The sequence below is a fragment of the Streptomyces sp. KL116D genome, from assembly GCF_030766975.1.
In the GTDB taxonomy this organism is placed as follows: domain Bacteria; phylum Actinomycetota; class Actinomycetes; order Streptomycetales; family Streptomycetaceae; genus Streptomyces; species Streptomyces longispororuber_A.
This window is the reverse complement of record NZ_JASERH010000061.1, coordinates 33,614-56,165: the sequence shown is the minus strand read 5'-3', so window position 1 is coordinate 56,165 and position 22,552 is coordinate 33,614. Positions and strand designations below refer to the sequence as shown.

Here is a 22,552-nt window from a genome sequence, read left to right as displayed (position 1 = left end):
CGGAAGCCCACAGACGATGAACACACAGCAATCCGCCGCGGACACGGTCACGTCCGCGGACCGGGAACTCGACGACGAGTTCGAGCACAGCCCGGTACCGGCCGACCGCCGGAAGTCGCTCCTGACGGTCTCGGCCGTCTGGTTCGGGTTCCCGATGATCCTGACCAACGCCATCCCCGGCGGCGTGGTCGTCGCCATGCTGGGCTTCTGGCGTGGGCTCGCGGCCATCCTCGTGGCCAACCTCGTGATGCTCCTGTACGTGGGCATCCTCAGCCACCGCGCGGGCTCCACCGGCGAGAGCTTCTCGCTGCAGGCCTCGCGCACCTTCGGCCGCGGCGGCTACATCGTGGCCTCCGCGTTCCTGGCCACGATCGTGGTCGGCTGGTTCGCGTTCAACACCGGTGCCACCGGCGCGACGCTGCACTCGTCGTTCGGCTGGCACGAACAGCTCGTCACCGTCCTGGCGGGCCTCGGCTTCATAGCCCTGACCTACCTGGGCATCAGAGCACTGTCCTGGCTGGGCGCGGTCGCCGCCCCGCTGTTCATCGTCGCGGGCGTCATCGCGCTGGTCCTCGTGGCCCGCGACCACGACATGGGCGCCGTCTTCTCGTACGAGGGGGTCGGCGGCGCCTCCACGCTGACCTTCGGCGCGGCGGTGTCGACGATCATGGCGACGTTCGCCGACTCCGGCACGATGACCGCCGACTTCACCCGCTGGTCCAAGAACGGCCGCCAGGCCGTCCTCGCCACCATCAGCGCCTTCCCGGTGGCGAGCCTCGTCGCCCAGATCACCGGCGGTCTGGTCGTCGCGGCGGGCGCCATCGCGTCCGCGGGCACCGCGGGCGGCGACTTCCTGCCGATCCTGACCGGCGAGCACTCCGGGATCCTGAACGTGATCGCGGCCGTCTTCGTCTTCGTCAACCTCGGGTCGGTGTGCAGCCATTGCCTCTACAACGGCGCGCTCGGCTGGTCGCACCTGACGGGCACGACGATGCGGCTGATGACGATCGTGCTCGGTCTCATCGGCACGGTCGCCGCGCTCGCCGGCGTGTGGAACCACTTCCTGGACTGGCTGGTCATCCTCAGCGTCTTCGTGCCGCCGCTCGGCGGTGTGCTGATCGCCGACCAGTTCTTCGCGCGGGGCGGTCGCGGCGCCATGGACGCCCGGCCCACCGTGGCGGTCCGCCCCACGGCCTTCGTGGCGTGGGCGGTCGGCGCCGCCGCCGCGGGCGCCGCCCACTGGTGGGCGCCGCAGCTGTCGGACGCGGTCACCGGTCTCGTCGTGGCCGTGATCGCCTACGCCGTCCTGGAGCGGTCGGTGCGCACGACGGCGGCGCCGCGCGAGGAGGCCATCGGCTAGGGCCTGTCTCCCCGGCCGACGAGGCTCGCGCGGGAGCGCAGACGGCGCAGCATCCGGGCGTCGTCGAAGCCGACCGCGCGAGCCGCTCCCTCGACCGTCGCGCCATGGCTGATGAGGTGCTCGGCCCGCTCCAGACGCAGCGCCTGCTGATAGCGGAGCGGGGTGAGCCCGCCGGTGGCGCGGCCGAACAGCCGGGTGAGGGTGCGTTCGCTGACGCCCACCGCCGAGGCCAGGGCCGGCAGCGGCAGCGGTTCGGCATAGCGCGCGTCGAGCAGGTCCTGGGCCCGGTGCACGGTGTCGTCGAGGTGCGAGCGGTGCCGCAGCATGGTGCTGGCCTGCGCCTCGTGGCCGTTGCGCCGCGCGTACACGACCATGTCCCGGGCGACCCGGGCCGCGGCGGCCGGGCCGTGCCGCACGGCCACCAGGTGCAGCGCCAGATCGATGCCGCTGGCGATCCCCGCCGAGGTCACCACCCGGTCGTCCGAGGTGTACAGCACGTCGCGGACGACCGTCGCCCGCGGATGGCGGCGGGCCAGCTCGTCCTGGACGTCGTGGTGGGTGGTGCAGCGCCGGCCGTCGAGCAGCCCGGCCCGGCCCAGCGCCTCGGCCGCGGCACACACACTGGCCACCGTGCCGCCCCGGGCGTGGTGGTCGGCCAGGACCCGCAGGCTGTCGGCCCCGATCGCGGGACTGTCCGCGAGGGCGGTCGACCGCCAGCCCGGCACCACGATCAGGTCCTCGGGCCCCAGCTCCGGCCAGTCGAGGTCCGCCACGAGCGGCAGCCCCTGCGCCGTGCGGACCTGCGACCGTTCGGCGACGTAGGCGAGCGTGTAGGGGTGCCCGAAGTCCGCCGCCGTGGAGAAGACCTGCGCGGGGCCGGCCAGGTCCAGCAGATGGACTCCGGGAACCAGGAAGAAGACGATGCGGCTCACGATCCGGTCATCATGCCGGGTCGCCCTGCGCGGCTTCCAGCTCCGCGACGGTGGCGATGGTGGCGAAGCGTCCGGCGAGCGCGTACTCGGTGCGCCGGATGATCTCCTGGGCGCCGAGGGTGCGGGGGTCGGCGAGCAGCTCGTCGACGCTCAGGTCGGCCGGGGCGTCGCGGTGCGGGATCGGGTTGGTGGCGGTGGCGTCGACGACGAAGGTCACCTGATAGCCGAGGTCACTGGCGACCCGGGTGGTCGTCTCCACGCACTGCTCCGTGCGGATCCCGCACACGGTCAGCTCGCGCACGCCCCGCTCGGTCAGCAGCTGCTGCAGGTTCGTGGTGGTGAAGGCGTTGTGGGACGTCTTGCGGACGACCGGGTCCGATGCCGCCGGGGTCAGCTCCTCCATCAGCCGGACGTGGCCGAGCGCCGGATCGAAGGCGCCGCCGCTCCCCGGCTCGCAGTGCAGCACCCACACGACGAGGTCTCCGGCCGCGCGGGCCAGCCGCACCAGGCGGTTCACCTTGTCGGCGATCTTCGGGTCGGAGACGGTCGCCCACAGCGGGCGGGCGCGGAAGGATTCCTGGACGTCGATGACGATCAGTGCTCGGTTCATGGCTCCACCCTGCCGGTGGCGGCCCCGGCTCCGACAGGCACCATCGGGTCCGGGGCCGGACCGATCCGGTCACGCCGCAGGCGCTACACGGCGGCGGTGGCGCCGGCCCGGACCGCGGAGATGTCGAGCTGGAGCCGGATCTTCTCGCTGACCATGGTGCCGCCCGTCTTGAGGCGCTGGTTGTAGACGAGGCCCCACTCCGTGCGGTCGATCGTGGTGGTGCCGTCGAAGCCCGCCCGCTCGAAGCCGAAGGGGTCCATGACCGACCCGAGGTAGTCGAGCTGGAGCTCGACGGGGCGCGTCACGTCACGGATCGTCAGCTCTCCGGCCATCCGGAAGCTCTCGCCGCCCTCGTGGACGGTGGACGTGCTGCGGAACACCATCTGGGGCCAGCGGCGCGCGTCGAAGAAGTCCCGGCCGACGAGGTGGGCGTCGCGCTGCTCGACGCCGGTGTCGACGCTGTCGATCCGGATGGCGAGCTCGGCCCGCGACTGCGACGGCCGGGCGCCGTCGAAGTAGAGCGTGCTGTCGTAGTCCGTGAAGGCGCCCCGGACGGTGGTGACCATGGCGTGCCGCACCGAGAACCCGATGCGGCTGTGCGGCCGGTCGATGGTCCACTCCCCGGTCAGTGCGCGCAGCGCAGGGTCGAGCGGGGCCGCCCCGGTGGGCGCGGGCGGCACGGCGGGACCGGCGACCGGTGCCGGTTCGAGTGTCGCGCTCTGGCGACGGCTGAAGATACCCATGACTGGCAGCCCCTTCGATCTTGGTCACCCTGTGCTATCACGGGGCCGGTGGCTGCCCCGGAGCGAGATGGGCGGCCTCGTCCGGGTTCCATGGCGCCGTCTGCAAAGTTGCACAGGATCGACATGAATGTGGATGCACTGTCGGGTCGCCGAGCGTCACACATGGTCACCTTCGGGTGCGGGCGGGCCGTGGCCGGAACCTGGGATAGCGTTCCTCCGACTCCGGGCAGGGTGCCGGGCGAAGGAGAGGGACGTCGTGCGGGTGCGAACGGGTGGGCGGGGCGCCGGATGGTGGATCACGTTCGGGGTGATCGCCTTCGGAGGGCTGTTCCTGGTGATCGGACTGGTCATGGCGGGGCGGTCGATCTCCTTCCTGACGAGCGCCGAGCGCGCCGACGGCACCGTGGTGGCGCTGGACTGGGAGTCGGGCGGCCACAGCGGCGGCTACCGCAAGTCGCGGTCGGACAACGGGCCGGTGGCGCACCCCGTCGTCGAGTTCACGTCGGCCGACGGCGAGTCGAGGTCGTTCCGCGAGTCGACCGGTTCCAATCCGCCGTCGTACGAGGTGGGGGAGCGGGTCGAGGTGCTGTACCGGGCGGATTCCCCCAAGGACGCGCAGGTCGAGGGGTTCGTCTCGCAGTGGTTGCTGCCGCTGATCTTCGGCGGCGTCGGGCTGCTGGTGACGGGCATCGGGACGACGATCGCGGTGCTGTCGCGGCGGCGTTCCCGGGCCGCGGGCGCGCCGGGTTTCTGATCCGGGCGGGCGGTCGGCGCCGCGCACGCCTTGCGGCACGGGCATACGATGCGGCTCATGACGCAAGAAGCCGGTGAGCTGGACAGTCTCGTACGCAAGCGGATCCGTGCCCTGCGCGTGGCCCAGGGCTGGTCCCTGGAGGAGCTGGCCGGACGGGCGAAGGTCAGTCAGTCCACGCTGTCCCGCATCGAGAACGGGCAGCGGCGGCTTGCCCTCGACCAGCTCGTCACCCTCGCCCGCGCCCTGGACACCACCCTGGACCAGCTGGTCGAGACCGCGACGGACGACGTCGTCTCCAGCCCGATCATCGACGCGGCGCACAGCCGGATGAGCTGGCCGCTCAAGGCGGTGCCGGGCATGACCGTCATCCGCCAGCGCATGACCGACCCGCCGCCGGACAACCCCTCCCGGATGCGCGCCCACCCGGGCCGCGAATGGCTCGTCGTCCTGTCCGGCACCGCCGTCCTGTTCCTGGGCAACCGGCGCTTCCGCATCGAGACCAACCAGGCCGCCGAGTTCCCCACGATGCTGCCGCACGCCATCGGCGCGGAGGGCGGCCCCTGCGAGGTCCTCGGCATCTTCGACCGCGACGCCCGCCGTGGCCACCAGCGAACCGAGGCCGAGGCCAGGGCGGACCGCCCCGCGCCGTGAGGGTTTGCGCGATCCGCCGTGCGGCGGCCCATCTTCTTGCGTATCGCGAAAGCACTGATGCCTCATGCGCATGGCCGGCCGTAGCGTGACGGGCATGAACCACCTCTCAGCTCACCCCACGCACAGCCACGCCGAGGACGACCACTCCGAGGTCCTCGACCTCGACGCGGAGGTGCTCGCCGAACACACCGCCGCCATCACCGGGTGGCTGCCCCTCACGACGAGCCCCCGCCACGTCGTGGACCTGGGCTGCGGCACCGGGGCGGGCACCCTCGCCCTGCTCGACCGCTTCCCCGGGGCCGAGGTGACCGCGGTCGACTCCTCGGACGCCCATCTGCACCGGCTGCGGGAGAAGGCGGCCGAGGCCGGCGTGGCCGACCGGGTGCGCCTCGTCCGGGCCGACCTCGACGCGCGGGACTGGCCCGACCTGGGCAGCCCGGACCTGATCTGGGCGTCGGCCTCGATGCACCACATGGCCGACCCGGACCGCACCCTGCGCCAGGTCCGTGAACTGCTGGCGCCGGGCGGCCTGTTCGCCGTCGTCGAGCTGGCCGGCTTCCCGCGGTTCCTGCCCGAGGACGCCCCGGCCGAGGCGCCGGGGCTCGAGGAGCGCTGCCACGCCGCGCTCGACCGGCACCACGCCGAGCAGGTCCCGCACCGGGGCGCCGACTGGGGCGCCAAGCTGACGGGCGCCGGGTTCGCCGTCGCGGGCGAACGCACGGTCACCGTCGACATCGACGCCCCGCCCGCCGGAGCCGTGGGCCGCTACGCCCTGGCGAGCCTGCGCCGCTTGCGCGGCGGCGTCGCGGACACGCTGCCGGCCGAGGACCTGGCCGCGCTCGACCGGCTCCTCGACACCGAGGGCCCGGACAGCATCCTGCGCCGCCCCGACCTGGGCGTGCGCACCGAGCGCTCGGTGTGGGCGGCCCGCCGCGCCTGACCGGGGCCGGGCGGCGGAGTCAGCTGCCCTCGCCGTAGGCCGCCGCGATCTCCTGCGGGCCGGCCCACCGGCTGTACGTCGGCTGCTGCGGCCAGCCCTCGGGGGAGTCCTGCCACACCTCCTGGCGGCCGTACGGCAACAGGTCGACCAGGCCGAACAGGTAGCTCAGCTGCTCGGTGCCCCGGCCGTCCGTGTGCCAGGTCCGGTACACGGTGTCGCCGTCGCGCAGGAACACGTTGACCGCGAACCCGGCGTTCGGCGGGGCGCCGACGTCGCTGCCGAAGGAGCTGTTCGCGGTGGAGTACCAGGTCATGGTGTTGCCGACCTTGCGCTTGTACGCGAGCGCCTGGTCGATGGGGCCCTGGGTGACGATCACGAACCGGGCGTCGAACTTCTCCAGGCCCGCGAGCCGGGTGAACTGGGAGGTGAAGCCGGTGCAGCCGCCGCACTGCCACTCCGCGCCGTCGTGCCACATGTGGCTGTAGACGATCAGCTGCGGGTGCTCGCCGAAGATCTCGGCGAGCCGGACCGGGCCGTCCTCGCCCTCCAGCACGTAGTCGGGCATCTCGACCATGGGCAGCCGACGGCGCTGGGCGGCGACGGCGTCCAGCTCACGGGTGGCGGCCTTCTCCCGGACGCGGAGCGCGGCCAGCTCCTTCTCCCAGGTGGCGGCGTCGACGACGGGTGGCAGGGACTTCGGGTTGGCGGACATGGTGCCTCCGGATGTCGGGCGTGGTGTCTGAAGTGCTGACTCCCCGGGGGCAGGGAACTCATCGGTGCGGCGCCGGCGTTCCCGGCCGTGTCACCAGCGCATGCCGATCTCCTCCAGGTCGGCCCGCCGCCGCGGTGTCAGTTTCTCCGCACGCCGGCGCGCGTTGGCGATCCACAGGCCGAGCTTGACCTCCGTGGCGCCGTCCCCCTCACCTTCGAGCCCCTCGCCTTCGAGGACCTCGGTGTGCTTGCGGGGCACGTTCAGATGGCCCTCGCGCGCGTGGAAGCGGCGGGCGGCCCGCAGGTTGAGCGCCCACTTGTCGTCCTGGCTGAGCCGGCCGGGCCGCTCGTCCGCGGCGGCGGGGTCGAGCCCGACGGCGTGCACGAGCAGCCACCGCTGGGCGGGCAGCAGCTGGTCGAGGGCGTGCCGCTGCGCCCGGACCCAGCGCCCCAGGTCCTCGCCCTGCACGACGAGTTCACCGGCCGCGCCGGGGACACCGCCACCGGCGCGCACATGCGCCTGCAGCAGCCGGAAGGCACGCTGCCAGCCCACGTCCCAGACCGGGCACCAGCCGGGGTCGACGTCCTCCAGCGCCTTCCGGCGCGCCGGGGTGAGCGCCGCGGCCCCGGCCCCGGTGGCCTTCGCGGCGGCCCGCTGGTTCTTCGCCCACGTCCCGACCGGGTAGCCGTTCCACACGGCGGTGGCGGGCGGCAGGAAGTGACCGTGCTCGGCGGCCCAGGAGCGGGCCGCGGTGAGGCCCTCGTCGAAGGACACGTCGTGGTGCGACCAGACCATGCCCTGCGCGTTCAGCTCGGCGACCCGGCCGGCGTCCAGGCGGCCCGCCTTGTGGTGCCTGCGCTGGTCGGCCAGCCAGGTGCCCAGCGGGAAACCGGCCGGGCTCCAGTCGTCGGGCGTCACGAAGTCGTACGGCACGCGCAGCTGCCCGGTCCCGGTCTCCTTCGCGTACCGGGCGCAGGCCTCGATCCCGCGCCGCCAGTACGCGCCCTCCGGCTGGATCACGCGCAGCCGCATGAAGCGGGCCAGTTGTGCGGGGTCGCGCGGTGCCGAGAACTTCAGCAGCTCGCGCGCGGGAGCGCTCATCACGGTGACCGGCCCGCCGTCGTCGCCCTCCTCCTTCCCCTCGGGCTGCGGCTCGGCGGCCCGGTCAGGCCCACTGCGGGGACGGGAGTCGGCGAGCGCCTCGATCGTCTCGGCGTCGTGCGCGCGCAGCGCCTCCAGGACCTTGGTCAGGGCGCCGTAGGCGGGGGAGGTGAGCATGTCGTCGGGGTCCTCGTCCCGGCCGAGGAACACCGGGACCACGAGCGAGGCGAGCTTCCCGTCGCCGGGCCGCACCCGCAGTGCCCGGCCGACCATCTGCACGATGTCGACCATCGACCCGCGGACGTCACAGAAGGCGACGGAGTCGCAGTAGGCCGTGTCGACGCCTTCGCCGAGCACCTTCACGGAGCTCAGGACGCGCAGCGCGGCCGGCACCGGCTCGGGTGCAACGCCCTCGTCGGACCGGGGCTCGATGACGTCGGACGCGAACGCGTCGAGGACCGCGCGCCGGTGCACCGGCGGATGCTCGCCGTACAGCCAGCTCGCCCACACCCGCCCGGGGTGCGGATACACGGCCGGGTCCCGCTGCCACAGCCGTGCGGCGACCTCGCCGATGCCCTCGGCCATCGCCTCCGCCTCGGCCACCCGGGTGTGGAAGGTGAGCAGTCGGCGGAGGTTCTCCTGCGCGGCCGCGGTGAGCACTCCTGTCTGCAGCGCCGCCAGCCGGGCGCCGCGGATTTCCTCGACGCCCGTCCCGAGTGAGGCCCGCCGCCCGTGCTCGGGGCCGCGGATGTCGACGCAGACCACCTGATAGGGCGCCACCAGGCCCCGGCTCACGGCCTCGGACAGCGACAGCCGGTAGGCCACGGGGCCGAAGACGGGGGAGTCCTCGCTCATGCTCGCCACGAGCCGCGGCGCCCGACGGCCGTCGGCGGCCTCCCACACGCGGGGCGTCGCCGTCATGTACAGCCGGCGTGCCGCGGGCAGCAGCTGCTGGTCGTGCACCGCGGCCCACGGCTTGAGGCCGTCACCGCTCGTCCGGTGCGCCTCGTCGACCACCATGAGGTCCCAGGCCGCGAGGCCGGCCAGGTGCGCGCGCTGCAGGACGCCCTGGCCGACCGACGCGTACGTCGCGAACACGGTCACCGTGTCCAGGTCCCGCAGCCACTCCACGAGTTCCGCGGGGTCGGTGCTGCACGGCACGCCCTCCGACTCCTCGGCGCGCAGCGAACACACCCCGACCATCGCCCCGGTCCGCCCGCCGTCGCGCCGCCACGCGGTCGCGGTCTGCACGAGCAGGTCGAGGGTGGGGACGAGCACCAGCACCCGGTGCGCCCCGAGGCGCCGGGCGGCGGCGCTCGCCACGAGCGTCTTGCCGGAGCCGGTGGCCGCGATGCACTGGGCGCGCAGTCCGTCCGCCGGCAGCCGTCCGTCCGCGGGTGCCTGCAAGGAGCGCAGGATCGCGTCGACCGCCTCGACCTGATGAGGCCGCAGGACCTGCTCGGCCATCCGCACCCACCCTTTCCCTCACCGAAGTGCCTCGTGCCGCTTCCGGTAGGGATCCTGCCTCACACGGGTTCCGGTTGGGGCCCCGCGGGCTGCGCGTCCGGCTGCGGTGTCGGCTCCGGCTTCGGCTCCCACTGCTTGGTGGTGCGCACGTAGAGGTGGATGACGGAGCCCATGAGCAGCAGCATGAGCGGTCCGAACAGCCACGGGTGCGCGGCCATCTGCACCGGCAGGTAGCGGTACGCCACGATCAGCGCGGTGAACACGACCGATCCGTAGGCGACGAGGCGGACGCCCGAACGGTCCCAGCCGCGGGACACGGAGCGCATGCCGGCCTCGATGGTGAGCGCGAACACCACGCCCGCGACGAGGTCCACGCCGTAGTGGTAGCCGAAGCCCAGGGTCGCGGTGAGCGTGGCGACCAGCCAGAAGGTGCCCGCGTACCGCATCAGCCGTGAGCCGTGGCGGGAGTGGATGAACAGGGTCGTGGCCCACGCCGTGTGCAGACTCGGCATGCAGTTGCGCGGGGTGAGCTGGTCGAACGGGATCGGGTGCGGGGTGCCGATCCGCGGCAGCGCGTCGGGCCACACGTTGGCCGCTGCCCACTGGGCGCCCTCGGCCCCGTACGCGTAGACCGGTCCGACCACCGGGAAGATCATGTAGATGGCCGGTCCGAGCAGGCCGATGACCAGGAACGTGCGCACCAGGTGGTGGGCGGGGAACCGGCGCTCGGCCGCCACGTGGCGCAGCTGGTAGAGGCCGACGAGCGCGGCCGCCAGCGGGAGCTGGCCGTAGACGACGCTCAGGACGTGGCCGCTGACGGGGCCGGTGGCCTCCATGGCCCGGCCGACGAGCCAGGACGGGTTGCCCAGCGCGTGATCGGCGGTGGCGACGTACGGGTCGAGCACGTCGGGGCGGGTCTTCGACGTGATCAGCAGCCAGGTGTCACCCGTCTTGTGGCCGACCACCAGGAGCAGGCCGAGCCCGACGCCCTTGAGCAGCAGGATCCGTTCCGCCCCGGTGTGCCGGGTGACGGCGATGACCGCGATGGCCACCACCACCCACAGTGCGCCGTTGCCGAAGGTCAGGTCGGCGCCGACGGCTATCCGCACCAGCAGGAAGACGATGTCGATGCCGATCGCCGTGGCGGCGGCGATCAGCCGCTGCCGCCAGGTGAGCACCACCATCGTCAGCGCCAGGCCGGCGTACAGCAGCGGCCCGGAGTGCGGGGCGAAGATCACCTCGCTCGCCTCGGTGGAGATCGGGCCCGGCTGGCCGTAGTGGCGCGCCGCGAATTCCAGCGCGACGAGGAACGCGAGGGTCGCCGCCCCCGCCGTGGCCCACAGCACCGTGCGCGGCTGACGCCACGTGGCGGACGCGGATCCGGACTGACGCTGCTGGGGTATTCGTGGTGTGGTCTTCAACTGTCCGACTCGGTAGTGGATTTAGGGCACAAAGGGCAGAACTTCACGTGTTGTGCGGGATGGCGCGAATTTCCGGTGAAGAGCGGACGATCCGGGTGATCATCACGAGTTCGAACATGCTAACGGCATGCACAGCCGACAGACAGGGGCACGTCAGAAGCCTGATCGGGCGCTCCCGGCGGAGCGGATTCCTCCGGCGGACTCCGGCCCTGCCTGCTGGGTCACCAAAAGGTTCCTCAGTCACGGAAAAGTGCGTTCTTCCCCGCTGTGGACCGCTCTCCTACGGTTACTGAGGAACCACAAGTGACCGCAACAAAACGGGAGAAAGTGCGAACCATGCCGATCACTCTGCTCAACCCCCAGGGACTGCCCGAGACCGACGTCTACCGCCAGGTGGCCATCGCCTCCGGAACACGCCTCGTCTTCGTCTCCGGACAGGTCTCCTGGGACGAGAACGGCGCCACGGTCGGCGAGGGCGACCTGGCCGCCCAGGTCGAACAGTGCTACCGCAACGTCGCCACGGCCCTCGCCGCAGCGGGCGGTTCCTTCGACGACGTGGCGCGACTGACCTTCTACGCGGTCGACTGGACGGCCGACAAGATGCCCACGCTCCTGGAGGGCATCTCCCGGGCCACCGAGAAGCTGGGGATCACCACGGCGCCTCCGGCCACCCTGATCGGCGTCGTGACCCTGGACGTTCCCGACCACCTCGTCGAGATCGAGGCCACGGCGGTCCTGTCCGGCTGAGGTCCGGCCCGCCCGAGGCGACGGGCCAGCGGTGTCCGCTGACGGGGGCAGCGGGACTTTCTGTACGGCCTCGTGCGAGAGTTCGGCTGAACCGGACCGCTCCGGGCAGGCGCCACCCGTGCGCCTGCCCGGCGCCCCACCGCGCCCCCGAGCCAGGAGTCGAGTCATGCCCTTCGACGTCGCCGCGATCCGCGCACGGATCCCCGCCCTCACCTCCGGCTCCGCCCGCTTCGACTCGCCCGGCGGCACCCAGACCCCGCAACCGGTCATCGACGCCGTCGTCGCGACCCTGACCGGCCCGCTGGCGAACCGCGGCGGGACCACCGAGGGCGAGCGCAACGCGGAGCGCGTCGTGAGCGGGGCCCGCGCGGCCCTCGCCGACTTCCTCGGCACGACGCCCGGCACCGTCGTCTTCGGCCGCAGCGCGACCCAGCTCGCCTACGACCTGTCCCGGACCCTGGCCAGGGCCTGGCGCCCCGGCGACGAGGTCGTCGTCAGCACGCTCGACCACGACTCCAACATCCGGCCCTGGGTCCAGGCCGCCGAGGCGGCCGGCGCGACCGTGCGGTGGGCCGAGTTCGACGCGGCCACGGGCGCGCTGCGCCCCGAGCACATCGCGGCGCACCTGTCCGCCCGTACCCGCCTGGTCGCCGTCACCGCGTCCTCCAACCTCACCGGTGTCCGCCCCGACCTGCCGGCGATCGCCGCCCTGGCCCACGAGGCGGGCGCGCACTTCCACGTCGACGCCGTGGGATACGCCTCCCACGCGCTGGTGGACCTGGACGCCTTCGGCGCCGACACCCTCGTCTGCTCCCCGTACAAGTTCCTCGGCCCCCACCTGGGCGTGCTGACCGGCCGCGCCGAGGTGCTGGAGTCGCTGCGCCCCGACAAGCTCCTGCCCTCCAGCGACGCCGTGCCCGAGCGCTTCGAACTGGGCACCCTGCCCTACGAGTTGCTGGCCGGGGCGCACGCCGCCGTGGACTTCCTCGCGGGCCTCGACCCGGACGCGAAGGGCAGTCGCCGCGAGCGGCTGACCGCCTCGTTCGCCGCGCTGGAGGCGCACGAACACGCCCTGGCCAAGCGGCTGGAGGACGGCCTCGCCGCCCTCGACGGGATCACGGTGCACGGCCGCGCCATGTCCCCGTCCCCGCTCCAGCTGTTCACCGTCGCGGGCCACCGCCCCGCGGACGTCTCCCGACACCTGGCCGCGCACGGCGTCGACGCCCCCGCCGGTTCCTTCTACGCCGCACTCGCCGCGGACCGCCTCGGTCTGGGAGCGGAGGGCGGCGTACGGGTGGGACTGGCGCCCTACAGCGACGAGGAGGACGTCGACCGCCTGCACGCGGCCCTGGCGACGCTCGACCGCCACTGACCGCATGACGCAGGGGCGGCTGCGGAAAGGCGCCCGCCGACAGCCGCACCGCCCCGCCGTCCCCACCCCGCCGCCGCGACGTCGTGCCCGTGGGACGCCCGCTCGACGCCGCCGCCATCGTCGGCCCGGCCGGCGCCCGCGACCCCCTCCCGCGCACCCGCACCGGACGACCACCGGCACCACCGCCGGACGCGCCCCGCGACCCCCCAGCCTGTGAGCCCACCCATATGAGCCACGGCACATGCGAACGGCGGTAGTAGACCCGCCGGCCCGGAGAGACCGCGGTGAGACCGCCGGGGCAGCGCCCCGACCGGCGCCTCTGCGTACCCGGGTAGTACGTCACACCTTTGCGTCCCGACACCCGGCACGGCTAACCCTGGCTGATGTTCCGAGCGACCGGCCCCGGCTCGCCCCGCATCCCACCCCCCTTTGGAGAGTGAGCCAGCATGGCCATCACCCAGACGCTGCCGCGCGCCGGCCGCACCACCCGGTTCAGCAGGATCTCCGCCGCCGGCGTCGCCGCGGCGGGCGCCGCCGCCATGGCGCTGACCCTGGTCCCCACCTCCGCGCAGGCCGCCGAGCCCGCCGCCGCCGGCGCCCGGCCGGCCCAGGCAGCCGCCGCCGCGCCCGCCAAGACCTACGCCGACAACCTCGACGGCTGGATCCGCGAGTCGCTCGACATCATGAAGGCCAAGGGCATCCCCGGCACGTACGACGGCCTCTACCGCAACATCATGCGCGAGTCGTCCGGCAACCCGAACGCCCAGAACGGCTGGGACGTGAACGCGCAGAACGGCACCCCGTCCAAGGGCCTGCTCCAGGTGATCCAGCCCACCTTCGACGCCTACCACGTCTCCGGCACCGCGAACGAGCTGACCGACCCCGTCGCCAACATCACCGCGGCCGCCAACTACGCCGCCGACCGCTACGGCTCGATCGACAACGTCGACTCCGCGTACTGAGCCACCGGCCGCACGCCGCGAGCCACAGGTCACCGGCCACCGAAGAAGGGCAGGACATGCCGTACGAGAGCGGGAACGCACACGACCCGCACCCGGCCGAACAGCCCGCGGCACCCGCCTACGGGCCCGCGCGACTGCGCCGCTCCCGGCACAGGAGGCGCAAGAGCGCCCTGCGCTGGATCGCCTGGGGCACCCTGGGCGTGGCCCTGGTCGGCGGCGGAGGCGTGGCCTACGCCTGGCAGCACCTCAACGGCAACATCAAGGGCACGGACGTCAACGCCGCCCTCGGCGACGACCGGCCCAGCGCCCAGCGCGGCGGCGCCATGAACATCCTGCTGCTCGGCTCCGACTCCCGGGCGGGCACCCACGGCCGGTACGGCAGCGACGTCCTCGGCGCCCGCGCCGACACGGCGATGGTCCTGCACGTCGACAAGACCCACAAGAAGGCGTCGGTCGTCAGCATCCCGCGCGACACCATGGTCGAGCGCCCCAGCTGCACGACGCAGCACGGCGGCGGCACCGTACCGGCCGCGCACCAGGCCATGTTCAACTCGTCCTACTCGCTGGGCGGTCCCGCCTGCACCGTGAAGACGGTCGAGGCGATGTCCGGCCTGCGCATGGACCACTACCTCGAAGTCGACTTCAAGGGATTCCAGAAGCTCATCGACGAGCTCGGCGGCGTCGACATCAGCACCCGCAGCGCCATCCGGGACCCCAACAGCGGTCTCTCCCTGGACGCCGGAAAGCACCGCCTCAAGGGCGAGGACGCCCTGGCGCTCGTACGGACCCGGCACGGCGTCGGCGACGGCAGCGACCTGGGCCGCATCCAGCTCCAGCAGGCGTTCGTGAAGGCCCTCATCCACCGGGCCGACACCGTCGACCCGCTCGGCAGCCCGGCCAAGTCCTACGCGCTGGCCGACACGGCGACCAAGAGCATCAGCGCCGACTCCGAGCTGGCGTCCGCGGACAAGCTGCTCGGACTCGCCAAGGACCTGAAGGGCATCAGCCCCGACCGCACCACCATGGTCACGATGCCGGTCACCTACGACGCGCAGGACGCGGGCCGCGTCCTGCCCCTCGACAAGGCGTCGCACCGCGTGTGGACGGCCCTGCGCCACGACCGGCCCGTCCCGAAGACGGCGACCCACGGCTCGGTCGCCGACAGGACCGACTCCCCGGTCGTCTCCGGCACCTGACACCTGACACAAGGGTGCGGCCCCTCTCGTGCGAGAGGGGCCGCACCGGCGAACTCAGCGCCGGGCCAGCGCGGGCGGGGCCGCGTTCACGCCCCAGTCCGTCGGCGTACCGGACAGCGCGACCTTGATCGTGCCGGCGCGCAGCAGGTCCTCGTGGGACAGCCAGCTGCGGTGCAGCGCGCCCGCGCGGGTGTGCACGGACGACACGTACTGCTGCTTCGACGCGTCGGCGCCCGGTGCTTCGACGGTGACCGTGCGGCCGTGCTCGGGCCGGATCTCGACCTTCTCGAACATGGGCGCCGTGACGATGTAGTTCGCGGACCCGGGCTGCGCCTCGAAGACGCCCGCCATGGCGAAGACGAGCAGCGACGAGGTGGCGCCGAGGTCGTCGTTGCCGGGCATGCCGTACGCGTCGTCGGTGAACAGCGTGCGCATGGCGCGCAGCACCGCGGAGGTCTTCCACGGAGCGCCGGTCCAGGTGTACATCCACGGGGCGTGGAAGTCGGGCTCGTTGTTCGGGTTGAACGCGAAGTTGTTGTGGTAGTCGTAGGCGCCGGTCACCCACGACTCGGACGCGGCCTTGGCCGGGTCGGTGAGCACGGTCGGCAGGTCGAAGAACTTGTCGAGCCGCTGCTCGGCACTCTTCTGACCGCCCATCAGGTCGAAGAGCGCCTTCGGGTCCTGCTGGGCGAGCCACTGGTACTGCCAGGCCGTGCCCTCGTGGAACGCGCCGGACTGGGTGGGGTCGGGGTCACCGGCGACGCTGCCGTCGGCGTTCCGCGTGACGGGGAAGCCGGTGAAGCCCTGCGAAGTGACGCCGGAGTCCCACAGCTTGGCGAAGTTGCCGCACCGCGAGGCCAGCACCGCCGCCTCGTCCCGGTGGCCGAGGCCGTCGGCCATCGTGGACAGCGCGCAGTCGGCGAGCGCGTACTCGAGTGTCGCCGAGCCCGCCTGGCGGCTGTCGCCGAACTTGTAGCCCGGCAGGTTCTGGTAGCCGACCCAGCCGTTCTTCACGTACGTCGGGTTGCCGTCGCGGCCGCGGAAGAGCGACTGGTCAGCGGGGACCTCGTTGGCGTTCTTCCAGAGCGCGTCGAACAGGCCGCGCGCGGTGCGGTCGTCGAGCAGACCGCGGTTGTAGAGGTCGACGACCCACGGGGTGACGGGGTCGCCGCTCATCACGTTCGTCTCACCGCCGCCGAGCCCCCAGCGCGGCAGCCAGCCGCCGTCCTGGTAGATCCGCAGCACCGACTTGGCCATGTCGGCGGCCTTGTCGGGGTGCAGCAGGGCCACCAGCTGGTTCTGCGAGCGGTACGTGTCCCACAGGGAGAACATCTGGTAGTACGTCGAGTCCGCGCGGTGCACCTTGTCGTCGAAGCCCCGGTAGCGGCGGTCGACGTCGGACCCGATCGAGGGGTGCAGCAGCGAGTGGTAGAGCGCGGTGTAGTACGTGCGCTGGTCGGCGCGGCTGCCGCCGGCCACCCGCATCCGGTTGAGCTCGTCCTGCCAGGAGTCGTGCGCGTCGCTGCGGGCGGCGCCGAACGACTTCGGCTGCTCGGCCTTGCGGTTCAGCCGCGCACCGTCGACCGAGGTGTACGACAGGCCCACCGACGAACCGACCTGCCGGCCGCCGTCCTGGTCGAAGGTCAGCCAGGCACCGGCCCGCTTCGTGCCGCGCGACGCCTCGCGCTGCCCGGCGGTCAGGGTGCCGTCGCTCCAGGTGCCGAACGACGAGAACGTCCGGTCGAACTTGGCGCTGAAGAAGACGGGGTAGCGCTCCTTGCCCGTCTCGCCGCAGAAGTTGCCGCCCTGGACCCAGCCCTCCACGGTGTCGTCCCCGACGACCTTGATGTCGCCCGCGTACGTGCTGCCGTTGCTCTCGCCGGCTTCTATGAGCACGTTCTCGGAGCCCGAACCGGCGGGGTAGGTGTAGCGGTGCTGGCCGGTCCGCCGGGTCGCCGAGAGCTCGGCCTGGATGCCGTTGTCGAGCGTCACGCCGTAATAGCCGGGCGAGCGCGTCTCGTTGTCATGGCTGAACTTGGCGCGGTACTGCGCCGGATCGGACGAGGTGACCGCGCCGGTCGTCGGCATGAACCGGATGTTGCCCATCGTCTGGCAGCCGACGCCCGACAGGTGCGTGTGGCTGAAGCCGAGGATGGTGTCCTGCGCGTAGTCGTACGAGGCGTACTTGTTGAGCTGGGTGTCGGGGCTCAACTGGACCATGCCGAACGGAGCTGCCGCGCCGGGGAAGGTGGTGCCGTCACCGTTGTTGCCGACCGAGGTGTCGACCAGCGTGGTCGGGTCGGCGGCGAACCGGGGTCCCCCGGGTGCGGCGTTCGCGACACCGGTGGTGGCCGCGGCCAGGGTGGTGACGGTCAACAAGGCGGTGAAGACGCGTTTCAGCGCTCTCATCGTGATCCTCTCGTGCGACAACGTTGTCAACTCCGTGCCCGCTGATCCTTTCTCTCCGGACCATGATCCGTCAATGCACCTCTGCCGGCGGTCCGTTGATCCGGCCGGACCGCGGGGATCCCGAGCGGCCCGGCCCGGACGCCCGGGCCGGAACTGCCAGCCGGACGTCATGCGGACGTGGCTCGGAAGTCAGCCGAAGTGCGGCGCCGGCGGCGCGGACGCGTGGTGGCCGGGGGCGGCGGGGCCGTGCAGATTCCCGGCGGACGGCAGGGTCGACGGCCCCGTGCCGGTGGCGAGTTGGTGGATGAGGCCGCGGGCGAGGGCGATGCCGATCGGCGCGTCGAGCGCGACGGCGTCCGCGAGGACCCGGTGCGCCCGGCGCCAGGCCTTGGACTTGCGGCCCTGTACGTGGTCCAGGAACGCCAGGGCGTACCCGGTCGTGCAGCGCACCCAGAGGTCGTCGCGCGCGGACGGGTGGCTCAGTGCCCTGCGCAGGCCGGCCCGGGCGCGGCCGGGTGAGGTGCGGGCCTCGTTGCAGGCGAGAACGGCCTGGCTGACGGCGGCCGGCGGTCCGTGCATCGGCCGCTCGGGGGAGAGCAGGACGGCTTCCTGGAGGTGGCCGACGGCCCGGTCCCGGTCGCCGCAGAACGCCGCGTGGACGGCGAGGGCTTCCGAGATCTGGCCGAGCAGCCCCAGGTCGTTGTCGGCCAGCGCGGCGTCGGCGGCGTCACCCAGCAGCAGTGGTGCCTCGGGGCGGCCGAGCCGGGCGGCGAGCCATCCGGCCAGCCACAGGGCGACGGCGGGCACCGGCACCTCCTCCCGGCGGGCGGCCCGCAGCAGGCTCCGCAGCGTGGCGTAGCCCTCGGCGGCCCGGCCGCAGACGCCCCACCAGAACCACAGGTCGACCATCAGACCCAGCGCGTCCGCGGTGCGCCCCGGGTGGGCGGTGCTGCGGGCGAGCGCGGCCGCGATGTCCGTTGCGCCGGCGCGCAGTTGGTCGAGGGCGAGGGTCTGGTGGCCGTGCCGCCACAGGTCGCCGGCCTCGTCGGCGAGCAGGCACTGCCAGGTGAAGTGGCGGTCGGCGGCGGCCGGCCACTCGGCGGCCGCGCGCAGCACGGCGTTGCCGACGCTGCGGGAGGCGGCGGGCATCCGGTAGCGGGCGGGGACGACGCCGCCCGGGTCGTCGACCACGTCGAGGACGGTCGCGGCCGCCAGCCGGGACAGCGCGGCGGGCACCAGGTCGGCCGGCAGGTCGGGGCCCTGGCACACGAACGTGGCGGCCGCCTCGTCGAAGTCCCCGGTGAACAGGCTCGCCCTGGCCCACACGACGCGCTCGCGGCGGTCCAGCAGCGGGTAGGTGGCACCGGCCGCCGCGTGCAGGGAGCGGTGCCGGTGGAGGCCGGTGTGCCGGGGGTCGCTGAGCCAGCCGTCGCCGCCCGCCAGCAGGTCGCTCAGTTCCCCGAGCGACCGTCCCCGCGCCTGGCGGGCGGCGAGTTCGAGGGCCAGGGGCGTGCGTCCGGTGCGTCGGCACACGTCGACGACGAGCCCCGCGTCGTCGGGGGCGAGGGTGCTGGCGGTGCGTCGGTCGAGCCGGCTGCGGAACAGGCGCACCGCAGGACCGGGGGAGTGCCCGTCGGCCGCGTGCAGGGCCAACGGGCCCAGGCGCACGACGCGTTCGGCCCCCAGGCCCAGCGGCTGCCGGGACGTCACCAGCACCCGTAGCCCGGGGCACTGTGCGACGAGCCGCTGCACCATGTCGATGCACTCCTCGCGCACCGGATCGGCGTCGTCGAGGAGCAACAGCATGCGCTCCGCGTGGTCCGGCGCGTCGGCGTCGGCGGGGGCGTGGTGGGCGAGCACCGCCTGCGCGATGGCGCGGACGCCGTGTGCCGTCGGTGCGGCGGAGTCCCACCAGCGGACCCGGACGACCTCGGCGTCGAAGCGTTCGGCCGCTTCGGCGGCCAGCGCGCTCTTGCCCGACCCGGCCGGCCCGGCGAGCGTCACGAGGCTGTGCGAGCGCAGCAGTCGGCGGACCCGGCGCAGCTCCTCCTCCCGCCCCACCAGCCTGCTGGGCGCCTCGTCCTGCGCCGCCCGGGGGCCGGGGAGCCTGCCCATCAGCCGATCCGTCACTGTCCTGCTCGCCTCGCATCAACGTCGCCGCCGGGTCCCGCTGTGGGAACCGGCCCGGCCATGGTCGGTGCCGGAACGTTCCTGCAGAGGGAAGAACCACGAAATCAAACGGCGGAGGCGCGGCCGTGGTAACGGTTCGCGGGCGACCGGCCGGGCGGACGCTGCGGCATCGGGCCGGACAGCGGCCCCCGCCGGCCGTCAACTCCCTCTCGCTGAAACACGGTTCGGCGAGCGGGCGATGACGGCCGACAAGACGGTGAACGCGTGCCGTCAGCTCTTGGGCATGAGGACCGTGTCGATGATGTAGACGTTGGCGTTGGCGGTCTTCACGTTGCCGCAGACCACCTTGGCCGTGTCGTTGACCTTGTAGGACTCGCCGGAGCCCGAGGTGGTGAGCTTCGACTTCTCCAGGGTCTCGAAGGAGCCGTTGCCCAGGTCCGTGGGCGCCAGCTTCTGACCCACGACGTGGTACGTCAGGATCTTGGTGAGCTGGGCCTTGTCGTTGAGGACCTTGTCCAGATCCGCCTTCGGGATCTTGGCGAAGGCGTCGTTGGTCGGCGCGAACACCGTGATGTTCTCTGCGTTGTTGAGGGTGTCGACGAGCCCGGCCTTCTTGACGGCCGTCACGAGCGTGGACAGGTCGGGATTGTTCGACGCGGCCGTGGCCACGGGGTCCTTGGCCATGCCGTCGAAGGAACCCGCGCCGTCCTTGGGCACGGACGAACAGGCCGGGCCGAACGGCTCGTTCATGCCGCCGGACGGACTGCCCATGTCCGACGGCTCGGCGGAGGCGGCGGTCGCGGTGCCGGACGCCTTGTCCTTGGAGTCGCTGTCCGAGCACGCCGTCAGAGTCAGGGGCAGCATGGCGCTGACGGTGACGGCGATGGCGTAGCGACGGATTCGGGTCTGCATGACAACTCCTCGACGAGGGCGTTGACGAAGGCGTCTGCCTTGCGTCACGGGGAATCCGGAACTGATCCCTACGCGGATTGGTGCGTCGCCCGGACGAGTGACGGCCGGATCCGGGAAGGCGGCACGGTCAGTTGACGGTCACGACGACGGAGTGCCAGCCGGAGGCGCCGTCGGGGAGGGTGGGCGCGCGCTCCTCGGTCTGCGTCTCGCCGGTCCGGTCGGTGGCCCGTACGGTCAGCGTGTGTCCGCCCTTGCGGGCCTGCCAGGCGTACGACCACTGGCGCCAGGTGTCCGCCGTGTCCTCGGCGGCGAGGCGCGTCTCCTGCCAGGGCCCGTCGTCGACGCGGACCTCGACCTTGTCGATGCCGCGGTGCTGCGCCCAGGCGACCCCGGCGACCATGGCGGTGCCGGCCCCGGGGCGGGCGAACGGCCTGGGTGTGTCGATCCTCGACGCCGTCTTGACCGGCGCGCGCCGCGCCCCGAGGCCGACGACCGGCTGGGCGGACACGCGCTCACCCATGACGTGGTCGCGGCCGACGACCGGCCGCACCGCGTCGCGGGGGTGGTGGGGTGGGGCGTCGGTCTCTGTTTCGAGGCCGTCGGGGACCATCAGCTCGCCCGGAACGGGAAGCCGCTGCTGGAGCGGCACATGGCGGACCGGTCCGGATACGCCGCGTACGCCGCCCGCACCAGCGGCTTCTTCCCGCGCCCGCCCGGCGCGACAGCCCGCCCCGCTGAGCGCGGGGCGGGGAGACCGGTCAGGCGGGCAGGCGCATCAGGGCCACCGGCGCCGACGTCGGGTGCGCCGACCCGCCCGCCGGCTCGACCGTGATGCCCATGCCGGACGCGTCGCCCACCGCGCCCTCCAGGAGAACGGTCTGCGCCGTGCGGTGCGGGTCCATCAGCCCGGCGGGACGCATCGTGCCGTCCTCGTCGAACCACAGCTGGTAGACCTTGCCGCTCGGCGGCTCCGCCATCGAAGCGGCCACGAACACGGCCCGGTCGCGGCTCTCGGAGACGACGACGGTGCCGCTCGCCCCGTCCGTGAGCCGGGCGGTGCGCGCCTTGGCGTCCGGGGCCGCGAGGACATCGGCCACCTGGTCCGTGGCCTCCTGCGCCCGGCGGGCCTCCTGCCGTGCGTCCCGCGCCTCCACGTACTGCCACACCGTGGTCGCGCCGAGCCCGGCCACCGCCGCGACACAGGCGGCCAGCGCCCACCGCGGCACCCGCCGCGCGCGCCGGGGCGCACCGGCCCCGGCAGCGTCCGACGACGTGCTCGGCGGCGCCTGGCGCACGCCGTCGATCCGGCGCAGCACCGACTCCTTGAAGCCGTCGGGCGGCACCACCGTCAGGGCGAGCCCGAGCCGGGCCGCCGTGGCGGACAGTTCGCGGACCTCCTGCGTACAGGCCTCGCACGCGGCGAGGTGGCGCTCGAACTCTGCCTGCTCGGCGGGCCCGAGCGCGTGCAGGGCGTACGCCCCGGTCAGCGTGTGCAGATCCACGGCGGTCATGCGCCGACCCCCAGACAGTCCCGGAGCCGGATCAGACCGTCACGCAGCCGCGTCTTGATCGTGCCCAGCGGCACCGACAGCAGTTCGGCGACCTCGCTGTAGGTCAGACCGCGGTAGTAGGCCAACGAGACGGACTGCCGCTGCAGTTCGGTGAGCGTGCGCAGACAGCGGCGCAGCTGTTCGCGTTCGAGACGCGTCTCCACTTCCTCGGTCACCTCGTCGAACTCCGGGGTCCGGGCCAGGAGCGCGGCCCGGTGGTCCCGCGCAGCGGCGGCCTCCACCGAGCGGACCCGGTCGATCGCGCGCCGGTGGGCGAGCGTGAGCACCCAGTTGATGGCCGTGCCGCGGTCGGTGCGGTAGCGGGCCGCGTTGCCCCACACCTCGACGAGCACCTCCTGCGCCACCTCCTCCGACTGCGCCCGGTCCCGCAGGACGCCGCGCACCACCCCCAGGACGGAGCCCGCCACGGCGTCGTACACCGAGGCGAACGCCTCCTTGTCCCCCTTCGCCACATCGGCCATGAGCTCTTCCAGGCTGGGCCCGGCTCCAGGCGCGGGACCGATGCGGACGGCTTCCTTCACGTTCGGGACCTCCAGGCTCTGCGGGCGCACCCGGACGGTCG

General features: G+C 73.1%; 19 protein-coding genes and 1 pseudogene. 8 read left to right on the top strand and 12 right to left on the bottom strand.

The genetic code is table 11. The features are described 5' to 3' along the window. Positions 1 to 16: 16 nt before the first annotated feature. Entirely contained in the window at positions 17 to 1,360 is a 1,344-nt protein-coding gene (locus tag RBJ77_RS25360; RefSeq protein ID WP_372347157.1) for a cytosine permease, read from the top strand. On the opposite strand, the gene RBJ77_RS25355 is transcribed toward RBJ77_RS25360, so the two are convergent. The 3 genes from RBJ77_RS25355 to RBJ77_RS25345 all read right to left on the bottom strand — a co-directional run bounded on the left by RBJ77_RS25355 (position 1,357) and on the right by RBJ77_RS25345 (position 3,645). Then, positions 1,357 to 2,292, bottom strand: a complete 936-nt coding sequence (locus RBJ77_RS25355) for a GlxA family transcriptional regulator (protein ID WP_372347156.1) — start codon at positions 2,290 to 2,292, stop codon at positions 1,357 to 1,359. The genes RBJ77_RS25360 and RBJ77_RS25355 overlap by 4 nt on opposite strands. A gap of 10 nt (positions 2,293 to 2,302) precedes the next feature. After that, positions 2,303 to 2,902, bottom strand: coding sequence for a cysteine hydrolase family protein (locus RBJ77_RS25350; protein ID WP_372347155.1), 600 nt, complete (start codon positions 2,900 to 2,902; stop codon positions 2,303 to 2,305). Positions 2,903 to 2,985: 83 nt separating this feature from the next. Continuing rightward, positions 2,986 to 3,645, bottom strand: a complete 660-nt coding sequence (locus RBJ77_RS25345; RefSeq protein WP_372347154.1) for a YceI family protein — start codon at positions 3,643 to 3,645, stop codon at positions 2,986 to 2,988. Positions 3,646 to 3,901: 256 nt separating this feature from the next. On the opposite strand from RBJ77_RS25345, the gene RBJ77_RS25340 reads away from it, so the two are divergent. The 3 genes from RBJ77_RS25340 (at position 3,902) to RBJ77_RS25330 (ending at position 5,990) form a co-directional block, all read left to right on the top strand. Then, complete coding sequence (locus RBJ77_RS25340) at positions 3,902 to 4,399, top strand: DUF3592 domain-containing protein (protein WP_372347153.1); 498 nt, start codon at positions 3,902 to 3,904, stop codon at positions 4,397 to 4,399. A gap of 57 nt (positions 4,400 to 4,456) precedes the next feature. After that, positions 4,457 to 5,050 carry a helix-turn-helix domain-containing protein gene (locus RBJ77_RS25335; protein ID WP_372347152.1) on the top strand — a complete coding sequence of 198 codons (594 nt, stop codon included), beginning with the start codon at positions 4,457 to 4,459 and terminating at the stop codon, positions 5,048 to 5,050. Between the two features lie 94 nt (positions 5,051 to 5,144). Then, entirely contained in the window at positions 5,145 to 5,990 is an 846-nt protein-coding gene (locus tag RBJ77_RS25330) for a methyltransferase (protein WP_372347151.1), read from the top strand. A gap of 19 nt (positions 5,991 to 6,009) precedes the next feature. Here RBJ77_RS25330 and RBJ77_RS25325 read toward each other — a convergent pair whose 3' ends face one another. From RBJ77_RS25325 to RBJ77_RS25315, 3 genes are all read right to left on the bottom strand, one after another. Beyond that, a complete protein-coding gene (locus RBJ77_RS25325) occupies positions 6,010 to 6,702 on the bottom strand; it encodes a DUF899 family protein (protein WP_372347150.1) in 693 nt (230 codons plus the stop codon). A gap of 90 nt (positions 6,703 to 6,792) precedes the next feature. After that, on the bottom strand, positions 6,793 to 9,270 hold the full coding sequence (locus RBJ77_RS25320; protein ID WP_372347149.1) for a Helicase associated domain protein: 2,478 nt from the start codon (positions 9,268 to 9,270) through the stop codon (positions 6,793 to 6,795). A 59-nt stretch (positions 9,271 to 9,329) separates the two neighbouring features. Further along, positions 9,330 to 10,616, bottom strand: coding sequence for a phosphatase PAP2 family protein (locus RBJ77_RS25315; RefSeq protein WP_372347148.1), 1,287 nt, complete (start codon positions 10,614 to 10,616; stop codon positions 9,330 to 9,332). A 411-nt stretch (positions 10,617 to 11,027) separates the two neighbouring features. On the opposite strand from RBJ77_RS25315, the gene RBJ77_RS25310 reads away from it, so the two are divergent. The 4 genes from RBJ77_RS25310 to RBJ77_RS25295 all read left to right on the top strand — a co-directional run bounded on the left by RBJ77_RS25310 (position 11,028) and on the right by RBJ77_RS25295 (position 14,968). Next, complete coding sequence (locus RBJ77_RS25310; RefSeq protein WP_372347147.1) at positions 11,028 to 11,438, top strand: RidA family protein; 411 nt, start codon at positions 11,028 to 11,030, stop codon at positions 11,436 to 11,438. A 166-nt stretch (positions 11,439 to 11,604) separates the two neighbouring features. Beyond that, positions 11,605 to 12,810 (top strand): cysteine desulfurase-like protein, encoded by a 1,206-nt coding sequence (locus tag RBJ77_RS25305; RefSeq protein WP_372347146.1) that lies wholly within the window; start codon positions 11,605 to 11,607, stop codon positions 12,808 to 12,810. A 446-nt stretch (positions 12,811 to 13,256) separates the two neighbouring features. Beyond that, on the top strand, positions 13,257 to 13,772 hold the full coding sequence (locus tag RBJ77_RS25300; protein ID WP_372347145.1) for a transglycosylase SLT domain-containing protein: 516 nt from the start codon (positions 13,257 to 13,259) through the stop codon (positions 13,770 to 13,772). Between the two features lie 56 nt (positions 13,773 to 13,828). After that, positions 13,829 to 14,968 carry an LCP family protein gene (locus RBJ77_RS25295; protein ID WP_372347144.1) on the top strand — a complete coding sequence of 380 codons (1,140 nt, stop codon included), beginning with the start codon at positions 13,829 to 13,831 and terminating at the stop codon, positions 14,966 to 14,968. 54 nt (positions 14,969 to 15,022) lie between these two features. Here the strand turns inward: RBJ77_RS25295 and RBJ77_RS25290 are convergent, their stop codons facing one another. The 6 genes and pseudogenes from RBJ77_RS25290 to sigK form a co-directional block, all read right to left on the bottom strand. Beyond that, positions 15,023 to 17,377: a GH92 family glycosyl hydrolase gene (locus RBJ77_RS25290; RefSeq protein WP_372347143.1), complete on the bottom strand. Its 2,355-nt coding sequence runs from the start codon at positions 17,375 to 17,377 to the stop codon at positions 15,023 to 15,025. Positions 17,378 to 17,566: 189 nt separating this feature from the next. After that, a complete protein-coding gene (locus tag RBJ77_RS25285) occupies positions 17,567 to 19,492 on the bottom strand; it encodes an AAA family ATPase (RefSeq protein WP_372347142.1) in 1,926 nt (641 codons plus the stop codon). Between the two features lie 285 nt (positions 19,493 to 19,777). Continuing rightward, a complete protein-coding gene (locus RBJ77_RS25280) occupies positions 19,778 to 20,419 on the bottom strand; it encodes a fasciclin domain-containing protein (protein ID WP_372347141.1) in 642 nt (213 codons plus the stop codon). Between the two features lie 127 nt (positions 20,420 to 20,546). Next, positions 20,547 to 20,897, bottom strand: a pseudogene (locus RBJ77_RS25275) (molybdopterin-binding oxidoreductase); the annotation flags it as partial. Positions 20,898 to 21,177: 280 nt separating this feature from the next. After that, a complete protein-coding gene (locus RBJ77_RS25270; RefSeq protein ID WP_372347140.1) occupies positions 21,178 to 21,930 on the bottom strand; it encodes an anti-sigma factor domain-containing protein in 753 nt (250 codons plus the stop codon). Beyond that, positions 21,927 to 22,511 carry an ECF RNA polymerase sigma factor SigK gene (sigK, locus tag RBJ77_RS25265; protein WP_255975534.1) on the bottom strand — a complete coding sequence of 195 codons (585 nt, stop codon included), beginning with the start codon at positions 22,509 to 22,511 and terminating at the stop codon, positions 21,927 to 21,929. Before sigK ends, RBJ77_RS25270 begins: the two co-directional genes overlap by 4 nt. Between the last annotated feature and the right edge of the window lie 41 nt (positions 22,512 to 22,552).